Origin of the sequence: Amycolatopsis iheyensis, assembly GCF_024703995.1 — a bacterium.
Taxonomy (GTDB): domain Bacteria; phylum Actinomycetota; class Actinomycetes; order Mycobacteriales; family Pseudonocardiaceae; genus Amycolatopsis; species Amycolatopsis iheyensis.
In genome coordinates this window covers 1-23,135 of record NZ_JAMXQV010000045.1, presented here as the reverse complement: position 1 = coordinate 23,135, position 23,135 = coordinate 1, and the positions used below count along the sequence as shown (strand labels likewise).

The 23,135-nt window shown below is 71.9% G+C and carries 23 protein-coding genes; 11 read left to right on the top strand and 12 right to left on the bottom strand.

Annotation, left to right across the window (positions count from 1 at the left end; genetic code table 11):
- Window positions 1-165 precede the first annotated feature (165 nt).
- The 3 genes from M8542_RS47255 to M8542_RS47245 all read left to right on the top strand — a co-directional run bounded on the left by M8542_RS47255 (window position 166) and on the right by M8542_RS47245 (window position 2,453).
- Complete coding sequence (locus M8542_RS47255) at window positions 166-750, top strand: NUDIX domain-containing protein (protein WP_504970541.1); 585 nt, start codon at window positions 166-168, stop codon at window positions 748-750.
- A gap of 125 nt (window positions 751-875) precedes the next feature.
- Complete coding sequence (locus M8542_RS47250) at window positions 876-1,055, top strand: hypothetical protein (protein ID WP_257926978.1); 180 nt, start codon at window positions 876-878, stop codon at window positions 1,053-1,055.
- A 123-nt stretch (window positions 1,056-1,178) separates the two neighbouring features.
- Window positions 1,179-2,453 (top strand): helix-turn-helix domain-containing protein, encoded by a 1,275-nt coding sequence (locus M8542_RS47245; RefSeq protein WP_257926977.1) that lies wholly within the window; start codon window positions 1,179-1,181, stop codon window positions 2,451-2,453.
- A 288-nt stretch (window positions 2,454-2,741) separates the two neighbouring features.
- Here the strand turns inward: M8542_RS47245 and M8542_RS47240 are convergent, their stop codons facing one another.
- Window positions 2,742-5,660, bottom strand: coding sequence for an AfsR/SARP family transcriptional regulator (locus tag M8542_RS47240; protein ID WP_257926976.1), 2,919 nt, complete (start codon window positions 5,658-5,660; stop codon window positions 2,742-2,744).
- Between the two features lie 195 nt (window positions 5,661-5,855).
- On the opposite strand from M8542_RS47240, the gene M8542_RS47235 reads away from it, so the two are divergent.
- Window positions 5,856-6,503: a vWA domain-containing protein gene (locus tag M8542_RS47235; RefSeq protein ID WP_257926975.1), complete on the top strand. Its 648-nt coding sequence runs from the start codon at window positions 5,856-5,858 to the stop codon at window positions 6,501-6,503.
- Window positions 6,504-6,556: 53 nt separating this feature from the next.
- Here the strand turns inward: M8542_RS47235 and M8542_RS47230 are convergent, their stop codons facing one another.
- From M8542_RS47230 to pdxR, 3 genes are all read right to left on the bottom strand, one after another.
- Window positions 6,557-6,988 (bottom strand): CBS domain-containing protein, encoded by a 432-nt coding sequence (locus M8542_RS47230; RefSeq protein WP_257926974.1) that lies wholly within the window; start codon window positions 6,986-6,988, stop codon window positions 6,557-6,559.
- Between the two features lie 102 nt (window positions 6,989-7,090).
- Window positions 7,091-7,537, bottom strand: a complete 447-nt coding sequence (locus M8542_RS47225; protein ID WP_257926973.1) for a hypothetical protein — start codon at window positions 7,535-7,537, stop codon at window positions 7,091-7,093.
- Window positions 7,534-8,946: a MocR-like pyridoxine biosynthesis transcription factor PdxR gene (gene pdxR / locus M8542_RS47220; RefSeq protein ID WP_257926972.1), complete on the bottom strand. Its 1,413-nt coding sequence runs from the start codon at window positions 8,944-8,946 to the stop codon at window positions 7,534-7,536. Before pdxR ends, M8542_RS47225 begins: the two co-directional genes overlap by 4 nt.
- Window positions 8,947-9,028: 82 nt before the next feature.
- Between pdxR and M8542_RS47215 the strand changes: the two genes are divergently transcribed.
- On the top strand, window positions 9,029-9,601 hold the full coding sequence (locus M8542_RS47215) for a TIGR03086 family metal-binding protein (protein WP_257926971.1): 573 nt from the start codon (window positions 9,029-9,031) through the stop codon (window positions 9,599-9,601).
- Here the strand turns inward: M8542_RS47215 and M8542_RS47210 are convergent.
- Window positions 9,594-10,550 carry a neutral zinc metallopeptidase gene (locus M8542_RS47210; protein WP_257927009.1) on the bottom strand — a complete coding sequence of 319 codons (957 nt, stop codon included), beginning with the start codon at window positions 10,548-10,550 and terminating at the stop codon, window positions 9,594-9,596. The genes M8542_RS47215 and M8542_RS47210 overlap by 8 nt on opposite strands.
- 229 nt (window positions 10,551-10,779) lie before the next feature.
- Here M8542_RS47210 and M8542_RS47205 point away from each other — a divergent pair, with 229 nt between their 5' ends.
- Window positions 10,780-12,792, top strand: coding sequence for a prolyl oligopeptidase family serine peptidase (locus M8542_RS47205; protein WP_257926970.1), 2,013 nt, complete (start codon window positions 10,780-10,782; stop codon window positions 12,790-12,792).
- Here the strand turns inward: M8542_RS47205 and M8542_RS47200 are convergent.
- Complete coding sequence (locus M8542_RS47200; protein ID WP_257926969.1) at window positions 12,782-13,096, bottom strand: DMT family transporter; 315 nt, start codon at window positions 13,094-13,096, stop codon at window positions 12,782-12,784. The two genes, M8542_RS47205 and M8542_RS47200, sit on opposite strands and share 11 nt — an antisense overlap.
- A 69-nt stretch (window positions 13,097-13,165) precedes the next feature.
- On the opposite strand from M8542_RS47200, the gene M8542_RS47195 reads away from it, so the two are divergent.
- Window positions 13,166-13,711: a TetR/AcrR family transcriptional regulator gene (locus tag M8542_RS47195; RefSeq protein WP_257926968.1), complete on the top strand. Its 546-nt coding sequence runs from the start codon at window positions 13,166-13,168 to the stop codon at window positions 13,709-13,711.
- Here M8542_RS47195 and M8542_RS47190 read toward each other — a convergent pair.
- Window positions 13,708-14,442, bottom strand: coding sequence for a ferritin-like domain-containing protein (locus M8542_RS47190; protein WP_257926967.1), 735 nt, complete (start codon window positions 14,440-14,442; stop codon window positions 13,708-13,710). The genes M8542_RS47195 and M8542_RS47190 overlap by 4 nt on opposite strands.
- Before the next feature lie 101 nt (window positions 14,443-14,543).
- On the opposite strand from M8542_RS47190, the gene M8542_RS47185 reads away from it, so the two are divergent.
- Window positions 14,544-14,699, top strand: coding sequence for a ribbon-helix-helix domain-containing protein (locus M8542_RS47185; protein WP_257926966.1), 156 nt, complete (start codon window positions 14,544-14,546; stop codon window positions 14,697-14,699).
- Complete coding sequence (locus tag M8542_RS47180; protein ID WP_257926965.1) at window positions 14,696-15,013, top strand: VOC family protein; 318 nt, start codon at window positions 14,696-14,698, stop codon at window positions 15,011-15,013. The genes M8542_RS47185 and M8542_RS47180 overlap by 4 nt, the downstream gene beginning before the upstream one ends.
- 34 nt (window positions 15,014-15,047) lie before the next feature.
- On the opposite strand, the gene M8542_RS47175 is transcribed toward M8542_RS47180, so the two are convergent.
- Entirely contained in the window at window positions 15,048-16,670 is a 1,623-nt protein-coding gene (locus M8542_RS47175) for an arabinofuranosyltransferase AftB family protein (protein ID WP_257926964.1), read from the bottom strand.
- A gap of 361 nt (window positions 16,671-17,031) precedes the next feature.
- On the opposite strand from M8542_RS47175, the gene M8542_RS47170 reads away from it, so the two are divergent.
- Window positions 17,032-17,820: an isocitrate lyase/PEP mutase family protein gene (locus tag M8542_RS47170; RefSeq protein ID WP_257926963.1), complete on the top strand. Its 789-nt coding sequence runs from the start codon at window positions 17,032-17,034 to the stop codon at window positions 17,818-17,820.
- Here the strand turns inward: M8542_RS47170 and M8542_RS47165 are convergent.
- Window positions 17,817-18,596, bottom strand: a complete 780-nt coding sequence (locus M8542_RS47165) for an amidohydrolase family protein (protein WP_257926962.1) — start codon at window positions 18,594-18,596, stop codon at window positions 17,817-17,819. The two genes, M8542_RS47170 and M8542_RS47165, sit on opposite strands and share 4 nt — an antisense overlap.
- A 95-nt stretch (window positions 18,597-18,691) precedes the next feature.
- Between M8542_RS47165 and M8542_RS47160 the strand changes: the two genes are divergently transcribed.
- A complete protein-coding gene (locus tag M8542_RS47160) occupies window positions 18,692-19,045 on the top strand; it encodes a MerR family transcriptional regulator (protein WP_257926961.1) in 354 nt (117 codons plus the stop codon).
- A 28-nt stretch (window positions 19,046-19,073) separates the two neighbouring features.
- On the opposite strand, the gene M8542_RS47155 is transcribed toward M8542_RS47160, so the two are convergent.
- The 3 genes from M8542_RS47155 to M8542_RS47145 form a co-directional block, all read right to left on the bottom strand.
- Window positions 19,074-21,887, bottom strand: a complete 2,814-nt coding sequence (locus M8542_RS47155) for a vitamin B12-dependent ribonucleotide reductase (protein ID WP_257926960.1) — start codon at window positions 21,885-21,887, stop codon at window positions 19,074-19,076.
- A 31-nt stretch (window positions 21,888-21,918) separates the two neighbouring features.
- Window positions 21,919-22,413, bottom strand: a complete 495-nt coding sequence (gene nrdR / locus M8542_RS47150; protein ID WP_257926959.1) for a transcriptional regulator NrdR — start codon at window positions 22,411-22,413, stop codon at window positions 21,919-21,921.
- 344 nt (window positions 22,414-22,757) lie between these two features.
- Window positions 22,758-23,135 (bottom strand): LysM peptidoglycan-binding domain-containing protein (locus M8542_RS47145; RefSeq protein WP_257926958.1); only part of this gene is annotated, 378 nt, incomplete at its 5' end.

The following is a 23,135-nucleotide window of genomic DNA, read 5'->3' as shown; positions in this document are numbered from 1 at the left end:
TCCCCGTCCGCACCCATTCCCGTGTGCCGTTTCGTGACTTCCGCCCGACCTCGCCGTGACCGCACTCGACCTTTTCGACACCGAGCGGTACGTCACGCTCGCCCGATCATGCGGCCGGCGGATGGATAAAAAGTGGACAAGCTGTGCATGCCCCCGCGCCGACGCGTGTGGTTGACTCGGATCGTGATCCGCGACGAGGCAAGCTCGGCATCCGGTTCCTGGTCCCGGCGCAGTACGACCAGCATGTTCCGCTCGCCGTGGTTCGACGCGCGCCGGGACACGGCCGTCCGGCCGGACGGCTCCTCCGGCATCTACGACCACATCGTCACGACCGGCTCGGTGACCGTGCTGGCCGTCGACGACCAGGGATCCGTCGCGGTGACGCGGCAGTGGATCTACACCCACGAAAACACCCAGTGGCGGCTGCCCGCGGGGCGGATCGAGGCCGACGACCCGGGCGCGGAGGTGACGGCCCGCCGCGAGCTGCTCGAAGAGACCGGGATCTCCGCGCGCGACTGGCGGCACCTGGGCACCATCAACTGCGCCGACTCCTTCACCAACCACCGCGACCACGCGTTCTTCGCCACCGGCCTGCGGCACGGCCCCTCGCACCTCGAGCCCGGCGAGGCCGACCTCGAGGTCCGCCTGCTGCCCTTCGACCGGGCGTTGTCGCTGGTCATCGAGGGCGAGATGCCCCATGCCGGCAGCGCGTACGCCCTGCTGCTGGCCCGCACACTCGGCCTGGGCTGAATCGGCGTTTCCCGTTTCCCGCAATTCGGTGCACAGGCACCGGATTGTCGGGGTGCCCGCCATTGACCAATCCTCGGTTCAGACGCGAATCCGCGTCGGGAAATCACTTCCACCGAGGAGCACCCATGTCCAAGCACTCTTTTCTCGTCGCTGCCAAAATCGCCGCGGGACTGGCGGCACTGGCCGCGTTCGGTGGCCCGGTCGCGGCCAGTGCCGCCGTCGCGGACGGTGGCGGCGGAACGGTCCCGGTCGTGATCGTGCCGCCGCCCACGGTCACCCCGGACGGGCACCCCTGGATCGACTGAACTCGCGCGGTCCGGCCTTTTCGGTGACCGATTCACCGAACGGGCCGGACCGGTTCGGCGTGGTTGCCTTCCGGGTCGGCGGATGCTGTACTGCGGAACGGGCGACAGCGTGGGGAGGCGGCCATGAGCGACTCGTTCGGGGCGAATCTGCGGAGAATCCGTGAAGAATCCGGGATGTCCCTCGCGCAGCTCGCCGAGCGCGTCAACTACAGCAAGAGCTACCTCAGCAAGATCGAAAACGACCTGAAGCCGCCGACGGCCGACATCGCCAAGCGCTACGACAGCGTCTTCGCCACCGGAGGCGTCCTGTCCGCGATGGTCCGGACCGCCGAGGAGCAAGCCGGCGAGGACGACGAAGACGGAGAGCTGTGGGTCATGGTGTCCGACGGCGAGGGTGCGCAGACCTTCCACCGGCTCCCCCGCCGGCAGGTGCTCGCCGGGGTCGGCATGGCGCTGGGTTTCGCGCTGACCGGCGGCACGCGGCCTGCCGTCGACGAGCCGACGCTGGCCGCGCTGCGCACGACGTTCGACCAGTACCGCAAGCTGGGCACGATCAGCAGCCCGACCATGGTGCTCGGCCCGGTCGTCGCCCACGTGAACACCCTGCGCACGCTGGCGGCCGAGCAACCCGAGCCGATGCGCCGGGAGCTGCTGTTGCTGGCGTCCCGGGCCGCCGAGTACGCCGGCTGGATGAGCCAGGAAGCCGGGGACGAGACGGCGGCGCTCTGGTGGACGCGGCGGGCGGTCGAGTACGCCGCCGAGGGCGGGGACCGGTACCTGGCGAGCTACGCGCTCGTCCGCGAGGCCGAGCTGGCCATGTACCGCCAGGATCCGCTGTCGACCATCGAGCTCGCGATGCGGGCCCAGGCCGATCCCGCGGCCGGCCCGCGGATCCTCGGCCTGGCCGCGCGGTGTGAGGCCCAGGGGCACGCGCTGGTCGGCGATCCGGACGGCTACCAGCGGGCGCTCGACCGCGCGACCGTGCTGTTGAGCGAGGCCCGGCCCGCGCCGGCCGCGCCGGTGATCGGCTCCTCCAGCGTCACCGACGAGGTGGCGCTGACCCGCGGCTGGTCGCTCTACGACCTCGGCCACCCGGCGGAAGCGGCGGAGCTGCTGGACTCCCAGATCGAAGGCATCGCCCCCGGCGCCCGGCGGGCCCGCGCGCGCTTCGGCGCCCGGCGGGTGCTCGCGCACGCCGGCAGCGGCGAGATCGACCACGCCTGCGAGCTGACGCGCACGGTGCTGGCGGACGCGGCGCCGGTGGACTCCGCGACGGTCCGGGTCGACCTGCGCGAGCTGGCCCGCGTGCTGGCCCGGTGGCACACCCACCCGGCCGCGCGTGAGCTGCGGGCGGAACTGAACGCGATGCTACGGCTGCGACCGGGGTTCAGCGGCTGATCAGTCCGTTGTGGACACACACGGACAGGTCAGCTTCACCCGCACCTGCACGAGCCGGCCCGCTGGCACACCCACCCGGCCGCGCGAGAACTACGGGCGGAACTGAACGCGATCCTGCGGCTACGACCGGGATTCAGCGGCTGACCAGTCCGTTGTCGACGCACAGGAACAGGTCAACTTCACCCGCACCTGCACGAGCCGGCCCGCTGGCACACCCACCCTGCCACACGCGAGCTACGGGCGGAACTGAACGCGATCCTGCGGCTACGAACGGGATTCAGCGGCTGATCAGTCCTTTATAGACGCACAGGAACAGGTCAGCTTGGCCTGTTCCGCCCGTACCTGCACGGCTTCGGGCCATCCCAGCTCCTCGAACCCGGCCAGCGCCGCCTGCCAGTGCGGCGCCGCTTCGAGGTGCTCCCCGGCTTCGTGCCGGGCGCGGGCCGCGCCGTGGTGGGCGTGGGCCTTCCGGCCCGTGTCCCCGGTGCCGCCCGCCAGGTCCAGCGCGGCGAAGTACGCGTTGCGGGCCTCGGTCCAGTCGCGGCGTGCCAGGTGCGTCGCGCCGCGGTCCAGGTACAGCTGCGTCCGCAGCCCCGGCTCGCGGACCTCGTCGGCCACCCGGCGCGCCAGTTCGTGGAACCGCAGGGCCTCGTCGAGCCGGCCGGTGAGCCGGTGCACCGTCCCGATGTTGGTGAGCGCGTAGGCCTCACACGACCGGTCCCCCACCTCGACCGCCAGCTCGAGCGCTTCCTGGTGGTCGCGCATCGCGTCGTCGAAGCGGCCCAGCCGCTGCCGCGTGACGCCCAGGTTGTCCAGCGCGTGCGCCAGCCCCTGGGTGTGCGCCAGCTCCCGCAGCAGCTTCGCCGCCGCGACGTGCCGCTCCTCGGCGACCGCGAGATCGCCGGCCACCTCGCTGAGCTGGCCGAGGTTGCTCAGCGCGTTGGCCTGGCCGCGGGCGTCCCCGCACGCCTCGAACTTCACCAGCGCGGCCTCGAAGTGCGCGGTCGCCGCCCGGTCGTCGCCGCGGTCGATGTCCACCACCGCGATCGCGCACAGCGCGGTCGCCTCGCCGCGGTCGTCGCCGAGGTCCGCCCACAACGACCGGGCCTCCTCGGCGAGCTCGTGCGCCGGCGCCGGCTTGCCCGCCTGCCGCTTCGCCCCCGACAACCGCAGGAGCACGTAGGCGAGCCCGCGCCGGTCCTCGCCGGTCCGCTCGAGCACGGTCCGGGCCAGCTCCAGGGTTTCCGACCACTCCTGCAGGTGCCCGCTGGCGAAGTACCAGCGCCACAACAGGACCGCGAGCTGCCACGTGTGCTCCGGCAGGTCGTGCCCCGCCGCGTACCGGATCGCTTCGAGCAGGTTCGCCCGCTCCGCCGACAGCCACGCCCGCGCGGCCCGGCCGTCCGCGAACTCAAGCGCGACCGCGCACTCGACCTCGACCGTCGGCTGCCGATCCCGGTCGAACGGGAACACGACACCCACCGCGTTGGCCACGCTGACGAGGTAGAAGTCCAGCAGCCGGGTCAGCGCTCCGGCCGGCTCGGGGCCGGGCAGCTCGGCGGCGAACTCGCGCAGCGGGTCGAGCATCACGTACCGCTCCGGCTCGGGCTCCTCCAGCAGGCTCGCGCCGTGCAGCCCCTCCAGCAGGGCACGCGCTTCCGGCACCGTCGCGCCGGTGAGGGCGGCCGCCGCGTTCACCCCGGAGGCGACGCCCGGAACCCGCCCCAGCAACCGGAACAGCTGCTGCTGCTCCTCGGGCAGGTGGTCGTAGGAGACGGCGAACGCGGCCTGCCACGGGCTCGTCCCGGTCAGCAGCTCCAGCACGTGCTCCAGCGGCCACGAGCGGTGCAGGCGCAGCTGCGCGGCCACCATCCTGATCGACAGCGGCACGCACCCGCAGCGCGCGACGATTTCGTCCACCACGGACTGCCGGCCGCCCACGCGGTCCGCTCCGACGAGCTCCCGCAGCAGCGTCGCGGCCGCGCCCGGCGCCAGCGGACGCAACCGGATCTCGTCCTCGACGTCGACGCCGCCGACCGCGCGGCTGGTGACCAGCGCGGCACACCCCGCCGCCGCCGGCAACAGGGCCCGGATCTGGTCCTCCGCCGACGCGTTGTCCAGCACCACCAACGTCCGGGTGCCCGACAGCGTCGACTGGTACCGGGCGATCCGCTGGCTCAGCGCCCGCGGGTGCTGCTCGGGTGGCACGCCCAGGGCTTCGAGCAGCAGGCCGAGCACCTCGCCCAGCCCGGCCGGGGCGACGCCGGGCGTGAACCCGTTGAGCTGCACCAGGATCCGGCCGTCCGGGAACCGCTCGCGCAGCCGATGGGCGGCCTGCACCGCCAGCTCCGTCTTGCCGACGCCGGGCATCCCGCTGATCCAGACCGTGGCGGGGCGGTGTTCGGCTGTCGCGACCAGCACGCGAGCTTCGATCGAGGCGAGTTCGTCTTCGCGGCCGCCGAAGCGGCTCGCGGGCGCGGGCAGCGCCACGTGCGGCTCGACGCGCTGGGTGAACCGGGCCAGCTTCCGCAGCTCGATCGGGACCTCCATGCCGACCTCGTCCAGCGCCGCCCGGGTCGCGTGGTAGACCTCCATGGCCTTCACGCGGTCGCCGTTGGCCACCAGCGCGCGCATCAGGAGCCCGGCCATCCGGTGCCGGGTGCCGTCCCGCCGCACCACCGGCCGCAGCCGGTCCCGCACCCACCGGTGGTTGCCCTGCCCCAGCTCGAGCTCCGCCAGGTCGCCCAGCGCGTCGAGGTACGCCTCTTCCGGCGAGATCAGGTCCGCCGCGCCGACGCGGTCGAGGTCGAGGTCCTCCAGGTACCGGCCACGCCACAGGTCCACCGCCGCCCGCAGCAGGACGCGCCGCCGCGCCGGGTCGCCGCACTCCCGCGCTTCGGTCACGAGCGCGTCGAAGCGCACGACGTCGATGTGCTGCGGGTCGATCCGCAGCACGTACCCCGTCGGCTCGCGGTCGATGGCACTCGTGCCCAGCAGCTTCCGCAGCTTGGCGATGTACCCCGGCACGAGGTTGGTCCTCGGCCGGGCCTGGCCGGCCCAGACGATCTCGGTGAGCCGTTCGGTGGACACCGCGCGGTTCGGGTGCAGCACGAGCACCGCGAGGATGAACCTCTGCTGGAGGTCGCCGAGGTCGACGGCCTCACCGTGGATCCGGACCTCGAACGGTCCGAGCAGGAGCACCTCCATGTCCCCTCCCTGGAACTCGGCGGGCTCCCAGTCAACCCACTGCCTGGGAAAACCGGAAGGCGGTCCCGGACCGGATCCACATTCCGTCAACTATTCGTCCAGCCGGCGCAACCGTGTCCAGTTCCGATCAAGTCCCGGTCCACGTCCGGTCCAGGCCCGCGGGCGACACTCGGCACCCGTACTGAGGAGAACCGGATGCCGGACCGAGTCCTGCCGTGCTACGTCGTCTTCGACGAATCCTGCTCGATGGCCGACCACATGGACAGCCTCAACACGGGTTTGCGCGAGCTGACCGGCACCCTGCTCGGCGAGCCGTCGATCGCGGGCCGGACGCGGCTGTGCGTGATCGGGTTCGCCGAGACCGCCCGGATCGTCACGCCGCTCTCGACGCCGGGCACGGGTCCGGCGCGAGACGGCCGGGCGATCGGCACGGAAACGAACTTCGGCGCGGCCTTCGCGGTGCTGCGCGAGACGATCGAGCGCGACGTCGAAGCGCTTCGCTCCGCGTCCTGCGCGGTCCACCAGCCGGTGGTCTTCTTCCTGTCCGACGGGCAGCCGACCGATCCCGCCGCCTGGCCGTCGGCGCACGCCGGCCTGGTCGACCCGGGCTGGGCCGCGCGCCCGCGGATCGTCGCGTTCGGCATCGGGGACGCGGACATGACGACGATCGCCCGGGTCGGCACGCACGGCGCGTACCTGAGCACCGGCGACCTCACCCCGCGCGACACCGTCCGCGAGTTCACCGCCGCGCTCGCCGGCTCGGTGGTGGCCTCCGGCGCCGCCGAGCTGACCGTGCCCCGGCAGGTCAGCGGCTTCACCGCGCTGGAGACGGACGCGGTCTGACCGACGCGCGAGGGCGCCACCTCCGGCGGGAAGTGGCGCCCTCGACGGCGAAGTCAGCCCTGCGAGATGTAGGCCTCCAGCTGTTCCTGGCTCTTCTCCAGCTGTTCCATCCGGTTCTTCACGACGTCACCGATCGAGATGATCCCGGCCAGCCGGCCCTCTTCCAGGACGGGCACGTGGCGGATGCGCCGTTCGGTCATCAGCACCGACAGCTGGTCGATCGAGTCGTCCGGGCCGCAGCTGGCCACCAGCTTGGTCATGATCTCCGACACCGGGCCCTCGAGCAGTCCCGGGCCGTGGTCGTTGAGGCGGCGCACCACGTCGCGTTCGGACACGATGCCCGCGATCGAGCCGTCCGGGGCCACCACGACCATGGCGCCCACGTTGTTTTCGGCCAGTCCGGCCAGCAGCGCGGTCACCGTGGTCTCGGGGGTGACCGTCGCGACCGCCGACCCCTTCTTGCGCAGCAGATCCGCAATCCGCATGGCGATCCTTCCCGTCGGTGAGCTGGATCACCACAGGGTAAGGGCGCTGGGACGTGCGCGAAAGTCCGGCAAACGGGGCGTCTTCGTGGTATTCGAACCGATTCAGCCGAGCCGTTCGGCCAGGCCGTCGAGGGCCGCGCGAATTCCGGCCGCGTAGTCGTCTTCGCAGAGTGCGCCGAGTTTCTCCCGGGCCAGGGCGAGCTGTTCGCGGGCCGCGGCGAGGTCGCCGAGCTTGCGGTAGTCCTCACCGAGGTTCAGGTGCAGGGACGGGTAGAACCCGCGCACGGCCAGCGACGAGTGGTACTCCTGGGCGCGGGAGTCGGTCAGCGAGTCCGCGGCGGCGAGTGCGCGCAGGTCCCACTCGAGCTCTTCGGCCGGGTCGTCGCAGACGTCGGCCATGTGGTGGGCGAGCGCGACGCGGTGCAGCGGGTCGCCGTCGGCGCCGATCTCGGCCCACAGCGCGGTGAAGGTGGCGTGCGCGCCGGCCCGGTCGCCGCCGATGTGCTGCCGCAGCCCGGCGTCGATCGCCACCATCACGTCGTCGGTCATGCCGTGCCTCCGTCGACGAGCGCGCGCAGCCGGGCCAGCCCCGGCTCGATCCGCTCGGCCGCGACCGCACCGTAACCGAAGACGAGCCCGTGCCGGGGACCGGCCACGGCGAAGTCCCCCAACGCGTACAGCCGGATGCCGTGCCTTCGCGCGGCTCGGACGAGCGGCCGGGTGTCGGTCCCGGCGGCGGCGCTCAGGTGCAGGCCCGCGGTCGAGGGCAACGGCGTCAGGAAGTCCGCGAAGTCCCGGGCGAGCACCGCGGACAGCAGTTCGTGCCGTTCCCGGTAGACCTTCCGCATCCGCCGGATGTGCCGCGCGAAGCCGCCTTCGGCCATGAACGCGGCCAGCGCCGCCTGTTCGACGTTCGGCGCGTGCCAGTCGGTGAGGTAGCGAGCCTTCACCAGTGCCGGCACGAGCGACGGCGGCGCGACGAGGAAACCCAGCCGCAGCGCGGGTGAAAGCACTTTCGAGAACGAGCCGACGTACACCACGCGCCCCCGGGAATCGAGGCTGTGCAACGGTTCCAGCGGCCGGCCGGTGTAGCGGAACTCGGTGTCGTAGTCGTCCTCGACGAGCACCGCGTCGGCGCGCTCGGCCCAGTCGAGCAGTTCGAGCCGGCGGGCCAAGGACATCGACAGCCCCAGCGGGTACTGGTGCGACGGCGTCACGTACACCAGCCGCGTCCCGGCCGGGATGGCGCCGACGACGATCCCCTCGGCGTCCACCGGCACCGGCGCGACCCGCACGCCGCGGGCTTCGAGCACCAGCCGCGGCGGCGGGTAGCCGGGGTCCTCGACGGCGGCGAGGTCGCCGTGGCGCAGCAGCACCCGCGCGACGAGGTCGGTCGTCTGCTGCGCGCCGGCGGTGACGACGACCCGCGCGGCACTCGCCCGCACGTCCCGCGACACCCCGGCGTGCCGGGCGATCTCGGCACGCAGCGCGGCGTGGCCCTGGGGGTCGCCGTAGGTCATCAGGTCCGCTTGGCCGGCGCGCAGCCGCTGCGTCACCAGCCGGCGCCAGGTGTCGAACGGGAACCGGGTCAGGTCGGGGACGCCGGGCCGGAAGTCGAACTCCGGCGCCGGGGCGAACGGCGCGGGTGGCGGCGGTACGGCGTCCCACTCGGGCAGCGGCCGCACCCCGGAGACGTGCGACGGCTCCGGGCGCGCCGCCGCCGACGCCGTCACGAACGTGCCCGCGCCGACGCGGCCGGTGAGGAACCCTTCGGCGGTGAGCCGGTCGTAGGCCGCGCTGACCGTCGTCCGGGAGACCGCCAGCCGCTGCGCGAGCTCCCGCGTCGGCGGCAGGGCCTCGCCGGGCCGGATCCGGCCGTCGAGGATGGCCGCGCGCAGCTGCCGGTAGATCGCGGCGCGGTGGCCGCGCGTCCCGGTCAGGTCGATGTGGATCTCCACTCGATCAGCCTAGATTGGTCCACGAAGGTTGCGGTCGATTTGGCGCTTTTCGTGGTCCGCTCGCGCGCCTAACGTGCGAAGCATGGATCTGCGTGAACTCGACCGCCGCGGCCTGCTCGTCCTCGACGAGCTGGTCGCCACCACCAAGCCCGGCGACCTCGCCCGCCCCACCCCGTGCGCCGGCTGGACGCTGGCCGACCTGCTCCGCCACCAGGTCAGCGAGAACCACGCCTTCGCGACCGCGGCCCGCGAGGGCTCGGCACCGGACTGGGACGCCGGCGTCCTCGGCGACGACGCCTACGCCGCGTACCGGGCCTCCGTCGACGACTTCCTCGACGCGATGGCCGACGACGCCGTGCTCGAGCGGCAGCTCACCATCAACCACTTCGGCACGTTCCCGGGCACGATCGCCGCGCACATGCACCTGGTCGACACTCTCGCGCACGGCTGGGACCTGGCCCGCACGCTCGGGCTGCCCTACGAGCCGGACGCCGAAGCCGTCCACGTCGCGCTCCAGCTGGCCGAGCGCATCCCGGACGAGGGCCGCGAAAAGAACGGCTCCTTCGCCCACCGCGTCGACGTGCCGGCGGACGTGAGCGAGCTCGACCGGTTCCTGGCCCTGCTCGGCCGCGATCCCGGGTGGACGGTCAGCTGACGTCGGCGACCGGCGCGCTCCAGGTGTCGCACGCCTTCGTCGTCTTGCCGTCGTAGCCCGCCTTCGCCCACGACAGCTGGTGCTCGCGCGAACCGTGGGTGTCGCTGTCGTTGGCCCGGCCGTAGTCGGCGACGGCGGCGTTCGCCAGCGACCGGCTGATCGAGCCCGAGCCGGCGACGGCCGCCAGGAACAGCGCGCCGAAGCAGTTGGCCTGCAGCTCGATCCGGCGGACGACCTGCTTGTCGGCCGCGCTGTCCTCGTTCGGCGACGTCATCTTGTCCGCCGCCGCGGACAGGATGCCGCTCTCGCGCTGCACGTGGTGGCCGTACTCGTGGGCGATCGTCGCGATGTGCCGCGCCTTGTTCAGGCCGGCGTCCGAGAGCATCCAGTCGGTCGGCGCGTAGATCGTGGTGTCCCCACCGCAGTAGTACGCGACGGCTTCGTTCTCCGTCGGCGCTTCGCCGCACGCGCTGTGCTCGGGCAGCGTCACCGACACGGTCGCGGTCAGCGTCGGCTCGTTCGCCTTCGCCAGCGCGGGGCGCCACGACTGCTCCAGGCAGTCGGCCAGCGCGCCGTAGTACGCCTTGAGCTGCGCGGCGGCCCGGCCGAGCTCGGGCAGGTCGCAGGCGGCGGGGCCGGGGGTGATGCCGTCGCTCAGCAGCGGGTTGCGGGCGAGCTCGGGCACGGGCTTCGCCGGCTTCCCGTCCGAGCCGCCGCTGAACGCGCGGCCGGTGTCGGCGCCCTGCGCGACGAGCGCGTGGCCGTCGACGCGGTGCGGGATGGTGGCCGCGACCAGGGAGATCGTCACCACGACGATGAGGACGCCCGCGACGGCGCCCCACAGCCGGCTGCGCGGCGGCGCGATCGGGACGGGCGGTGCGGCGGCCCAGTTCGGCGCCCACGGGTTCGGTTCGGGTGTCCAGGCGGGTTCCGGGGGCCGGGCCGCCATCGGCGGCGGTGGCGGCGGCCCGGGAACACCGGACTCCCCCGGCGTGGCCGGGCCGTCGGCGTCGTTCACGTTGTCCCCCTGGCTCGTCCGCCGGACCGGCACGGACTCGCCCGAGCACGCGTCCCCCCGGCGCTGGTCACCAGCATACGGACGACCGGAGAGGCCGAGATCACGAAACGAAAACGCCGCCCGGTGGCCACCGGGCGCCCCGGCGGGCGAAACTGTCGGGATGAGTGTGGAGGACCCCAACCTGTGGCTGGAAGACGTGACCGGCGACGACGCGCTGGACTGGGTGCGCGCCCGCAACGGCGAAACGCTGGCCGAGCTGACCACCGGAGCGCGCTTCGCCGAGCTGCGTGACGAACTGCGCGAAGTGCTCGACGCCGACGACCGCATCCCGTACGTGCGCCGGCGCGGCGAGCTCCTCTACAACTTCTGGCAGGACGCGAGCCACCCCCGCGGCCTGTGGCGGCGCACGACGCTGGAGTCCTACCGCACCGACGAGCCCGAGTGGGAGCTGCTGCTCGACGTCGACGCGCTGGCCGAGGCCGAGGGCGAGAACTGGGTCTGGCAGGGCGCGGCCGTGCTGCGGCCGGGTTACCGGCGCGGCCTGGTCGAGCTGTCCCGCGGCGGCGCGGACGCCACGGTGGTCCGCGAGTTCGACCTCGACGCGCACGAGTTCGTCGACGGCGGCTTCACCGTCCCCGAGGCCAAGACGCGGATCGGCTGGATCGACGAGGACCGCGTCTACATCGGAACGGACTTCGGCCCCGGCACGCTTACCAGCTCCGGCTACCCGCGCCTGTCGAAGGAGTGGCGGCGCGGCACGCCGCTCGAGGAAGCCCTCACGGTCTACGAGGGCAAGCCCGACGACGTCTCGATCGGCGCGTCCCACGACCCGACCGAGGGCTTCGAGCGCGACTTCGTCAGCCGCGCCGTCGACTTCTACCGCTCCGAGCTGTACCTGCGGACGCCGGACGCGCTGGTCAAGATCGACGTCCCGGACGACGCGAGCGCGTCCGTGCACCGCGAATGGCTGCTGGTCCGGCCGCGCACGGCGTGGACCGTCGGTGGCGCCGAGCACCCGGCGGGGTCGCTGATCGGCATCCGCTTCGACGACTTCATGGCCGGCGACCGCGCCTTCACGACGTTGTTCACGCCCGACGCGCACACGTCGCTCGACTACTGGGCCTGGACGCGCAACCACCTGCTGCTCGGCACGCTGCGCGACGTCCGCACCGAGCTGCGCACCCTGACCCCCGGTCCGGACGGCTGGACGGACGAGCCCCTGTCCGGCGGACCGGAGTTCGGCAGCGCGGACATCTTCGACACCGACCCCGACGTCAGCGACGAGTACCTGATCAACTCCAGCGGATTTCTCCAGCCGTCGACGTTGAGCTACGGCCATGTTGGTGAAGAGGTCGAGGTGCTGAAGCAGGCTCCGGCGTTCTTCGACGCGTCCGGAATGGACGTTGCGCAGTACTTCGCGACGTCGGAGGACGGCACGAAGATCCCGTACTTCGTCGTCCGGCCGTCGGGCGCGGAGGGCGGCCCGACGCTGCTGACCGGCTACGGCGGCTTCGAGGTCTCGCTGACGCCGTCCTACAGCGGGATGATCGGCCGCGGCTGGCTCTCGCGCGGCGGCACGTACGTCGTCGCGAACATCCGCGGCGGCGGTGAGTACGGGCCGGAATGGCACACCCAGGCGATCAAGGCGCAGCGGCACCGCGTCTACGAAGACTTCGCCGCGGTGGCCTCGGATCTGGTGGCACGCGGCATCACGACACCGGCGCAGCTGGGCATCCAGGGCGGCAGCAACGGCGGCCTGCTGATGGGGGTCATGCTGACGCGCTACCCGGAGCGGTTCGGCGCGATCGTCAGCCAGGTGCCGCTGCTGGACATGCGCCGCTACCACCTGCTGCTGGCCGGCGCGTCGTGGATGGCCGAGTACGGCGACCCCGACGAGACGGCCGAGTGGGAGTTCATCTCGAAGTACTCGCCCTACCAGAATGTCCACAGTGGACGTTCCTACCCGCCGTCGCTGTTCGTGACGTCGACGCGCGACGACCGCGTGCACCCCGCCCACGCCCGCAAGATGGTGGCGCGCATGCGCGAGCAGGGCCACGACGTCCGCTACCACGAGAACATCGAAGGCGGCCACGGCGCCGCGGCGGACAACGAGCAGCTGGCGTTCAAGTGGGCGCTGGTGTTCGAGTTCCTGTGGGAGCAGCTCACGAAGTGACGCGCGCGAGCACGACGCCGCCGACGATGAGGGCGAGCGCGGCCACCCGGCCGAGGCTCAGCGGGTCCTTCTGCACGACGACGCCGAGCACGATCGCGCCGACGGCGCCGATCCCGGTGAACACCGCGTAGGCGGTGCCCACCGGGACGGCGTCCATGGCGCGGGAGAGCAGGTAGACGGCGGCGACGCCGAGCACGAAGCACAGCAGGGTCGGCCACAGCCTGGTGAAGTTCTCGGTCGGTTTGATGCTCTGCGACCAGGCGATCTCGACCAGCCCGGCGGCGACCAGCGTGACCCAGCCCATCGGGTCCTCCGTTCTTCGGTGTCCTCGCCATAACTGGACGCCGTGTCCACTTATTCCTAGGGTGGGGAAATGCCCGAACGCGCCGACGCGGCCCGCAACCGCGCGAAGATCCTGACGGCGGCCGAGGAGCTGTTCGCGTCCCGCGGCGCGGCGGAGGTGACGATGGAGGACATCGCCCGCGCGGCGGGCGTCGGCCGCGGCACGCTGTACCGCCGCTACCCCGACCGCGCGTCGATCGCCGTGGCCCTGCTGGACGAGCACGAACACCGCCTGCAGGAGTCCCTGCTCCGCGGCGACCCACCACTGGGCCCGGGCGCACCCCCGGCCGAGCGCCTGGCGGCGTTCTACGTGGCGATGGTGGCGCTGCTGGAGCGCCACGCGCACCTGGTGCTGGGCGCGGAGGTGGGCCATTCCCGGTTCACGACGGGGGCGTACGGGTTCTGGCGCAGCCACGTCCGGGTACTGGCCGAGGCGGCAGGCGCGGCGGACCCGGACGTGCTGGCGGACGTGTTGCTGGCGCCGCTCGCGCCGGAGCTGTTCCTGCACCAGACGTCGCGAGGGGTGTCGGTGGAGCGGATCACGGCGTCGCTGCGGGTGCTGGCAGGCCTCCTCTAGACGAGCCCGCGCGGCCTCGCGCGCCTCGGGACGTACCGCGGCTTCGGCCGGGGCTCCTCCCCGCGGATCGCCGCCAACGCGCCTTCGAACGCGGTCAGCACATCCGCGACGAACACGAGCCGTCCGACGCCGAGGCGGTGCAACGCCGGGCCGTGGTCCGCCGCCACCGTCACCGCGACACCCAGCAGCAGCACCCGCCACGCGCCGAACACCGCCGCGCGCACCGGCTTCGACAGCCCCTCGAACCCGAGCCGGAGCCGGTCGCAGTGGAACGGCACGTGCCGCTGCTCGTCGGCGAGGATCCGGGCCGCGACCTGGGAAACCAGCGGGTCTCCGGCGCCGTCGCGCAGAGCCCGGTAGTACCGGAGCGCGACCACCTCCGCGATGAGCAGCACCATCAGCTCCAGCCGCAGCCCGAGGGCCCGCCGCAGCCACACGAACACCGTGTCCGTCCAGTGCGTGGCGATGACCGGGAAGCCGGCCGCTGCAAGCAGGGCCGCGAGCATCCGCGCGTGGTTCTGCTCCTCGGCCACGAACAACCGCACCGCGGCCAGGTAGTCACCGCCGCCGGCTTTCGCGATGAGGTTGGCGCCGTCGCCGGCCTCGCCAACCTGGAACCGCTGGACGCTGCGCGCGACGTCGGGATGCAGCTTCGCGCCCCGCTCCCACGGCGGCTCGTCCCGCGCGGCCCGGCGTCCGGCTTCCGCTTCGAAATCCCGCAACCAGTTCATCGGGCTCGATGATGCCGGGCCGGCGTGGACGCCGTGCACCCGTTTCGTGGAGATCCCGTGGAGGTTGACGGGCTACTAACCTAGAATGCTAGCATGCTGTCATGGCGGACAAGGACGTCAAGCAGTTCAACGTGTACCTCCCCGTGGACCTGATCCGGGAGGTCAAGCACCACGCCGTCGACACCGGGCAGTCGCTGTCGGCACTCGTCACCGACGCGCTGCGCCAGTACCTGGCCAAAGAAGGAGACCAGCGATGACCATCGAAGCCGTGTACCTCGAGACCCACAACTGGGGCAAGGCGGCGAAGTTCTTCCAGACCCTCGGCTTCGAGCTGGACTTCGCCACCGACCACAACTCCGGGCTGCTGCGCAAGGGCGACGGGCCCTACCTGTTCGTCGCCGAGGTGCCCGAAAACCAGGCCACCGGGATGAAGCTCGTCCTCAAGACCGAGAGCGACACCGTGCCCGACGTCGAGGTCGTCACCCCGTTCGAGGACACCCACTTCGGGACGCGCGAGGCGACCGTCCGCGATCCCGACGAGCGGGAGTGGATCCTCCAGGCCGGAAGCTGACGCGCGCTCGGCGATCCTGGCCGCGGTCCGCGGCTCAGCCGCCGAACTGCGCGTCGAGCGGATGCGGGTTGAAGCGGAGCCGGCTGCGCCCGACGGAGTGCACGAGGTTGTCCCAGAACCGCCCGAACGTCAGCGGGGCGCGGACCGAGTCGAGCATCTCGCGGATCTCGGGCCGGGCGAGCGCGATCCGGGCCGCCAGGATCTCCTTCGACCAGACGAGCTCGTTCCCGGCGGCCGAAAGCTGCTCCGGCGTGCCCACGCCGGCGTCCGCGATCACCCACGCCACCGAAAGGAGCTTCTGGTGTCCCGCGGGCCGCCCGGTGATCGGGAGGCTGTGCGCGGCCAGCGGGCCGGCCAGCCCGAGGTCGTCGATCACCGTCTCGTCCCGGGGCAGGAGCATGCCGGGGAAGCCGAGCGCGCCGGGGCTGGACACGACGTCGTGCGTGGCCGGGTAGAGCACCCACGTCCCGTTCACCGACACCGCGACGGCCGGCCCGGTCACCTTCGCCCGCGCGGCGGCGAGTTCGGGCAGGTAGCCGGGGATCAGCCCGGCGTCCTCGGCGGTGATCGGGTGCTCGTTGTGCGTGGAGTCCACCCAGAACACCCGGGCGTCGCTGATGCCGTACGCGCCGATCTTGTGCTGCTCGGCGGAGGCGGGCCGCAGCCCGACGGCGCTGGTGACGGTCCACGCCACGACGGCCAGCACGAGCGGCGTGGTCCACCGGGTCAGCGGGACGACCATGATCGGCAGCAGCAGGCAGGTGAGCACCGGCAGCAGCATCCGGGCGTGCATGTAGTCCCCGCCGACGCGGGTGACGTACAGCCCGAGCAGGATCCCGGCGACCACCGGGGTCAGCGCCACGACCAGCGTCTTGCGCTCCAGGCTCCGCAGCACCAGCACGGCGGCGGCGAGCAGCAGCGCGACCGGGACCAGCAGCCAGTACGAGCCGAAGAAGTCGACGAGGTAGAACCACCCGCGGTCCCAGCGCGCCTGGGTGGCTTCCTTGGCCAGCGCGGTGTTGGGGGTGATCAGGCCGTAGTAGCCCATCCGGAACACCTGGTAGGCGACCGGGAGCACCCCGGCGAGCACGAGCAGGCCCAGCGCGCGGCGCCAGCCCGGCCGGACGACGGCGATCAGCGCGGCGAACGCGATGGCGGAGACGAGCGCGAACTCGGGCCGGACCAGCGGGCCGAGGCCGATGAGCAGCACGGTCGGCCAGACCCGGACCGGGCCGCCGGTCGCGTGCCGGACCAGCTGCCACCACACCAGGGCCAGCCAGAGCGTGACGAGCCCGGTCTCCAGGCCCGACGTCGCGTAGTCCCAGAACGGCGGCAGCGCCAGGACGACCAGGCCGCCGGCCGGCACGACCCGCCGCCCGGGGAACAGCCGCCGCGCCCCGTCCAGGCCGAAGAAGAGGCCACCGACGGCCGAGACCAGCCCGACGACGACCGAGACCCACTCCAGCCGCAGCCACGGCTGCAGCCCGCCGAGGGCGAGGACGTAGGTCCACAGCGTGCTGGTGTTGGCCTCGACGCGCTCGCCGGCGTTGAACACCGGGCCGTCCCCGTGGAGCAGGTTCTCGACGGTGCGGAGCACGATCAGGCCGTCGTCGCACACCCAGCGCCGCTGCCAGGCGAGAAAGGCGAAGATCGCCAAAACCGTCCCAGTCGACCACCAGTGGGAAAATGTCTTACGTCTCGGCGGTTCGTCGGTTTCCTGCGCAGGCTGATCGACGACGAGCGAGGTCATCGGCGGGTTCCTCCCCGGTTCCGCACGAAGAATGCGTCACGAAGGGGAACAGGCTGAAGTCCCCCGACCAGGAAGATTAACTCGAACGGGTGACTCCGAGCCGAGCGGGGTCTGGACCACCTCGGTCGACCGGGGGTTCCGCCGAGAACGGGCCTGGAATGGACGGAAATCGTGGGTCGCGATCGCGCTGAATGCGTTTTCGCGCTTCGGGCCACCTTTCCGCGGTCGCCGGGTGGCCTGCCGGGCCGCGCGGCGGGAAGCTGGAGCCATGACGACCGCCGACCGGTTCCGCGCCCTGCACGAGGGCCCCGAACCCTTCCTGCTGCCGAACCCGTGGGACGCCGGGACGGCCCGGCTGCTGGCCGGCCTCGGCTTCGAAGCCCTCGCCACGACGAGCCTCGGCGTGGCCAACGTGGTCGGCCGCACCCGCGCGACCCGCGCGGAGATCCTGGCCAACATCCGCGAGATCGCCGACGCGACACCGCTGCCGGTGAACGCCGACCTGGAGAACGGCTACGCCGACGACCCGGCCGAAGCGGCGAAGATGATCGACGCGGCGGCCGACGCGGGCGCGGTGGGCACGTCGATCGAAGACCACACGGGCGACCGCGGCACCCCGATCTACGAGTTCGGCCTGGCGGTCGACCGCGTCCGGGCGGCGGTGGAGCGGGCGCGCGCCCGGTCGGTGGTGCTCACCGCGAGGTGCGAGAACCTGTGGCTGGGCATCGACGACCTCGACGACACGATCAAGCGCCTGCAGGCGTTCGAGGAAGCGGGCGCGGACGTGCTGTACGCGCCGGGGCTGCGGACGCTCGAGCAGATGCGCGCGGTGGTGTCGTCGGTGGGCAAGCCGGTCAACGTGGTGATGGGCTTCGCGGACCCGTCGATCACGCTGGACCAGCTGGCGGAGATCGGCGTCCGCCGCGTCAGCATCGGCGCGGCGTTGTCGAGGCTGGCGTTGAAGTCGTTCATGGCGGGTGCCCGGGAGATGAAGGCGGGCCGGTTCGGCTTCGTCGGCGACCTGCCGCCGGTTTCCGAGGTGCAGCAGTACTTCTAGAGGTTCAGGAGCCGGGCGAGCGTGCCGCCGAGAACCTGGTCGCGGATCGCGCCGGGGCGGGTGACGCGCTCGACGGTGGCGCGCGCGAGGACCGGATCACCGTACGGGGCGTCCGAGCCGAACAGCGTACGCTCCGGGACTTCGTGGATCGCCAGCCGCACCGCGAAGATGATGTTCGCGGTCGACAGCTCCAGGTACAGGTTCGGCGTTTCGCGGGCGAGTTCGATGGCGGTGAGCCAGTTGAGCCCGCCGAGCTGGCTGATCACGAGCGGAACGCGCGGGTACCGCCGCGCGAGCCGGGCCAGGGTCGCCAGGTCGCCGGCGGTGGTCGGCGCGAACCCGTGGACGTAGACGGGCAGCCCACCGTGGTCGGCGGCGGCCCGCAGCACCGGCTCGACGCGCGCGGCTTCGCCGGGACGCGGGGTCAGCTCCCCCACGCCGCGAAAGCCGCGCTCGACGATCCGCTGGACGTCGGCGTCGATCCCCTCGGGCGGCCGGTCGAGGTCGACCTTGCCGAAGCCGATGAACCGGTCGGGGTGCGCCGCGACGGCGGCGTCGAGCTCTCGCCATGCGGTCTCGTAGCCGCCCTGACTCGAGCCGCCCGCCACGGTCTCGTGCAGCACGCCCAGCTCGCGCTTCAGCGAGGCCAGGTCGGTGGCCCGCTCGGGGTGCGGCCGGGTGCCGAACAGCACGGCCCGGTCGACGCCGGCCTCGTCGAGCAGGGCGACGTGGTCGTGCACGGGATCGTGGACGTGGCTGTGCGCATCGATGATCAACGGGTCTCCTGGGTTCCGGGCGGCGCCGGAATGCGGCCGCCGGACCCAGTGTTGAACGTTGACACCGTGGCAAGGTCAAGTTCGGTGGAGGGGCGATGTTGATCGGGCAGCTGGCCGAGCGGACCGGGACGAGCGAGCGTCTGCTCCGCTACTACGAGCGTGCGGGGTTGCTCACCGCGCGCCGTCAGGCCAACGGGTACCGCGACTACGACGCTTCCGCGGCGGAGCGGGTGCGGCAGATCCGCGCGTTGCTGGCCGCCGGACTGCCGACGAAGCTGATCAAGCACGTCCTGCCGTGCGCCCTCGAGGACGGCTCACTGCGCCCGTGCCCCGGCGTGCTCGACCGCCTCCGCGCCCAGCTCGACCGCCTCGATCACCGGGCCGTGGAGCTGGCGGAGGCTCGGGAAACCTTGCGGCACACCATTTCGGTGGCCGAACGGGCCGGGTGACGGGGCGCGGGCCCCGTCACCCGGGCCGTCAGCTACAACCGGACGTCGCGCCGCAGCCTTCGCAGGCGTAGCACGAGCCCGCCGGGCGCATCTTCGTTCCGCACGTCATGCACAACGGCGCGTCCGCGGCCTTGCCGAGGCGGAGCTCCATCAGCTCCGTCGTCGTCTGGGCTTCGCGGTGGGCGTGTTCCGGCTCCTCCGCGTGCGGCTCCGGCGAGGAGTCCACTGTGGACCGCAGGGTTTCGAGGTCCGGTGTGCCGTAGGTGGCCTCCACCTCCGCCGAACGCTCGTCCGCCGACAGGATCCCCAGCTGCGAACGCTTTTCGTGCGGCAGGTAGTCGAGGGCCAGGCGGCGGAACAGGTAGTCCATCACGCTCGTCGCGATGCGGATGTCCGGGTCGTCGGTCATGCCCGCCGGCTCGAAGCGCAGGTTCGAGAACTTCGAGACGTAGAACTCGAGCGGGATGCCGTGCTGGAGACCGACCGAAATGGACATCGAGAACGCGTCCATCACGCCGGCCAGCGTCGAACCCTGCTTGCCCAGCTTGACGAAGATCTCGCCGAGGCCGTCGTCCGGGTACGAGCCCGCCGTCAGGTAGCCCTCCGCGCCGCCGACGGTGAACGACACCGTCTGGCTCGGGCGCTTCTTCGGCAGGCGCTTGCGGACCGGCCGGTACTCGACGACCTTCTCCGGCTCCGCGACAGCGGCGGCCTTGTCCTTCTTCGCCGTCGACAGCGGCTGGCCGACCTTGCAGTTGTCGCGGTAGATGGCGAGGGCCTTCAAGCCGAGCTTCCAGCCCTGGAAGTAGATCTCTTCGACCTCTTCGACCGTCGCCGACTCCGGCATGTTGACCGTCTTGGAGATGGCGCCGGAGAGGAACGGCTGCACCGCGGCCATCATCCGGACGTGCCCCATCGGCGCGATCGAACGCTCGCCGACCGCGCAGTCGAACACCTCGTAGTGCTCGGGACGCAGCCCCGGCGCGTCGACGACGTGGCCGTGCTCCGCCACGAACTCGACGATCGCCTCGACCTGCTCGGCCGGGTAGCCCAGCGCTTCCAGCGCGCGCGGCACCGTCTGGTTGACGATCTGCATCGAGCCGCCGCCGACCAGCTTCTTGAACTTGACCAGCGAGAAGTCCGGCTCGATGCCGGTCGTGTCGCAGTCCATCATGAAGCCGATGGTGCCGGTGGGCGCGAGCACCGACGCCTGCGCGTTGCGCCAGCCGTGCTTCGTGCCGATGTCGATGCCCTTCTTCCACTCCTGCGTCGCCAGCGCGCGGACCGCGGCGTCGTTGGAGTGGTAGGTGCGGACCAGCTCGTTCGCCGCCGCGTGCTTGCGCATCACGCGCTGGTGCGACTCGGCGTTGCGCGCGTAACCCTCGTACGCGCCGACGACCTGCGCCATCTCCGCCGAGCGGCGGTAGGAAACGCCGGTCATCAGCGACGTGATCGCCGCCGCGAGCGCGCGGCCGCCGTCGGAGTCGTACGCGTGGCCCAGCGCCATCAGCAGCGCGCCGAGGTTCGCGTAGCCGATGCCGAGCTGGCGGAACTTCCGCGTGGTGTCGGCGATCGGCTCGGTCGGGAAGTCCGCGAAGCAGATCGAGACGTCCATCGCCGTGATGACGAACTCGACGGCGCGCGCGAACAGCGGCGCGTCGAACGTGCCCTCGGGCGTGACGAACTTGAGCAGGTTCAGCGACGCGAGGTTGCAGCTCGAGTTGTCGAGGTGCATGTACTCGCTGCACGGGTTGGACGCGGTGATCCGGCCCGACTCCGGGCAGGTGTGCCAGTCGTTGATCGTGCCGTCGTACTGGATGCCGGGGTCGGCGCACTCCCACGCGGCCTGCGCGACGCCGCGGAAGAGCTTCTTCGCGTCGGTCCGGTCGATGACCTCGCCGGTGAGCCGGGCCCGCAGGCCGAAGTCGGTGCCGTTCTCGACCGCCTGCATGAACTCGTCGGACACGCGGACCGAGTTGTTCGCGTTCTGGTACTGCACCGAGGAGATGTCCGCGCCGGAGAGGTCCATGTCGAACCCGGCGTCGCGGAGGACCTTGATCTTCTCCTCTTCACGCGCCTTGGTCTGAACGAACTCCTCGATGTCCGGGTGGTCGATGTCGAGCACGACCATCTTCGCCGCGCGCCGGGTGGCGCCGCCGGACTTGATGGTGCCCGCGGACGCGTCGGCGCCGCGCATGAACGAGACCGGGCCGGACGCTGTGCCGCCGGAGGTCAGCAGCTCCTTCGAGGAGCGGATGCGGGAGAGGTTCAGGCCGGCGCCGGAGCCGCCCTTGAAGATCAGGCCCTCCTCGCGGTACCAGTTGAGGATCGACTCCATCGTGTCGTCGACGGCGAGGATGAAACACGCGCTGACCTGCTGCTTCGACGCCGTGCCGACGTTGAACCAGACCGGGGAGTTGAAGCTGAAGACCTGGTGCAGCAGCATCCAGGTGAGCTCGTGCTCGAAGATTTCGAGGTCCTGCGGCGTGGCGAAGTAGCCGTGGTCGCGCGCGGCCTTGACGTAGGTCTTCACGACCCGGTCGATCAGCTGCTTGAGGCTGCGCTCGCGCTGCGGGCTGCCGACGGCGCCGCGGAAGTACTTGCTGGTGACGATGTTGGTGGCGTTGACCGACCAGAACTCGGGGAACTCGACCCCGCGCTGTTCGAAGTTGACCGAGCCGTCGCGCCAGTTCGTCATCACGACGTCGCGCTGTTCCCAGGTCACCTGGTCGTACGGGTGCTGCCCCTCGGTGGTGAAGACGCGCTTCACGCTCAGCCCGCCGGCGGTCTTGCTCTTCTTGCCGGCGGCCGAGCCGGCCCCGGTTCCCACGGTTTCGGTCATCGGTCGAACCCTCACTCCCGCAGCGGGACGGCTAATCGCCGTCTGCTCGCTGATCGCTCTCTCCCTGGGCAGCAGAACCCGCTATGGCCTCACGGAGGTCGGCGATCTCCTTCTCGAAGTCCTCGACCGAGGAGAAGGAGCGGTAGACGCTGGCGAACCGGAGGTAGGCGACCCCGTCGAGCTCACGCAGCGGGCCCAGGATGGCCAGGCCGACCTCGTGGCTCGGGATCTCCGCCAGCCCGGCGGAGCGGATCGACTCCTCCACGCGCTGCGCGAGCTGCTGCAGCGCGTCGTCGTCGACCGGCCTGCCCTGGCAGGCGCGGCGGACGCCGCTCACCACCTTGTCCCGGCTGAACTGTTCGGTGACCCCGGACCGCTTGACGACGGCGAGCACCATCGTCTCCGAAGTCGTGAACCGCCGTCCGCACGACGCGCACGAGCGCCGCCTGCGGATCGCCTGGCCTTCATCCACCTCTCGGGAGTCGACGACCCGAGAGTCCGCATGCCGGCAGAACGGGCACCTCATCCGCCGATCACCTTCCCCTCCGCGCCGGCCGCCCGCGGTCGACGTCCTCGCGGTCACCACGCACCCCTGCACCTGGTGATCGTTTTGTGGACATCCGGTGGGTAAGAGCCGACCAGCTGTGGACAACTGCTGCCCAGTCTACCCCAACCTGTGGACCAACTACAGCGGTGTAACTACTACATATAGCGGGCGAGAGTAGAACTCGGCGGAGGCGTGCGCAAGCGACACGGCCACGGTCGACCCCACCCGGGTGAGGGCCCGGCGAGCCTTCCCGCGGCGACGCTGGCGTTCACCGGTCCGGCCCAGTGGCAAGTTCACCGGAGCGGGTGATCTTCACCCGGCCGTCACGGCGCGGGGACGGCGCCGGCGACCGGGACCGTGAGCGGCAGGCCGGGCACCAGGACCGCGCCGTCGAGGCGGTTGAGCTCCTTGATCCGCGCGACCACCGCGCCCGCGTCGCTCTCCGGCGCGAACCGCGCGGCGAGCGCCGACAGCGTGTCGCCCTGCCCGACCGACACCGTCGCCGTGCGCTCCGGCACCGGGGCGGCCGCCGACGGACCGCCGAGCAGGCCCAGGCCGGTCACCACCAGGCAGCTCGCGACGCCCAGCGCGGCGAGCCACGGCCACCGGACCGGCATCCGCCGCGGCGCCGCGCACGGCGCACCCGCCGGGCGGCGGCCCGCCACGACCCGCGCGCGTGTCGGCGGGCGCTGGACCTCGCC

Bases quoted from the DNA above. Each gene is read 5' to 3' on its own strand.
- M8542_RS47180 (WP_257926965.1), top strand. From the start codon at position 14,696: ATGACCATCGAAGCCGTGTACCTCGAGACCCACAACTGGGGCAAGGCG.
- M8542_RS47235 (WP_257926975.1), top strand. From the start codon at position 5,856: ATGCCGGACCGAGTCCTGCCGTGCTACGTCGTCTTCGACGAATCCTGC.
- M8542_RS47230 (WP_257926974.1), bottom strand. From the start codon at position 6,988: ATGCGGATTGCGGATCTGCTGCGCAAGAAGGGGTCGGCGGTCGCGACG.
- M8542_RS47205 (WP_257926970.1), top strand. From the start codon at position 10,780: ATGAGTGTGGAGGACCCCAACCTGTGGCTGGAAGACGTGACCGGCGAC.
- M8542_RS47190 (WP_257926967.1), bottom strand. From the start codon at position 14,442: ATGAACTGGTTGCGGGATTTCGAAGCGGAAGCCGGACGCCGGGCCGCG.
- M8542_RS47250 (WP_257926978.1), top strand. From the start codon at position 876: ATGTCCAAGCACTCTTTTCTCGTCGCTGCCAAAATCGCCGCGGGACTG.
- M8542_RS47225 (WP_257926973.1), bottom strand. From the start codon at position 7,537: ATGACCGACGACGTGATGGTGGCGATCGACGCCGGGCTGCGGCAGCAC.
- M8542_RS47195 (WP_257926968.1), top strand. From the start codon at position 13,166: ATGCCCGAACGCGCCGACGCGGCCCGCAACCGCGCGAAGATCCTGACG.
- M8542_RS47185 (WP_257926966.1), top strand. From the start codon at position 14,544: ATGGCGGACAAGGACGTCAAGCAGTTCAACGTGTACCTCCCCGTGGAC.
- M8542_RS47240 (WP_257926976.1), bottom strand. From the start codon at position 5,660: ATGGAGGTGCTCCTGCTCGGACCGTTCGAGGTCCGGATCCACGGTGAG.
- M8542_RS47170 (WP_257926963.1), top strand. From the start codon at position 17,032: ATGACGACCGCCGACCGGTTCCGCGCCCTGCACGAGGGCCCCGAACCC.
- M8542_RS47245 (WP_257926977.1), top strand. From the start codon at position 1,179: ATGAGCGACTCGTTCGGGGCGAATCTGCGGAGAATCCGTGAAGAATCC.
- M8542_RS47215 (WP_257926971.1), top strand. From the start codon at position 9,029: ATGGATCTGCGTGAACTCGACCGCCGCGGCCTGCTCGTCCTCGACGAG.
- M8542_RS47210 (WP_257927009.1), bottom strand. From the start codon at position 10,550: ATGGCGGCCCGGCCCCCGGAACCCGCCTGGACACCCGAACCGAACCCG.
- M8542_RS47155 (WP_257926960.1), bottom strand. From the start codon at position 21,887: ATGACCGAAACCGTGGGAACCGGGGCCGGCTCGGCCGCCGGCAAGAAG.
- M8542_RS47160 (WP_257926961.1), top strand. From the start codon at position 18,692: ATGTTGATCGGGCAGCTGGCCGAGCGGACCGGGACGAGCGAGCGTCTG.
- nrdR (WP_257926959.1), bottom strand. From the start codon at position 22,413: ATGAGGTGCCCGTTCTGCCGGCATGCGGACTCTCGGGTCGTCGACTCC.
- M8542_RS47200 (WP_257926969.1), bottom strand. From the start codon at position 13,096: ATGGGCTGGGTCACGCTGGTCGCCGCCGGGCTGGTCGAGATCGCCTGG.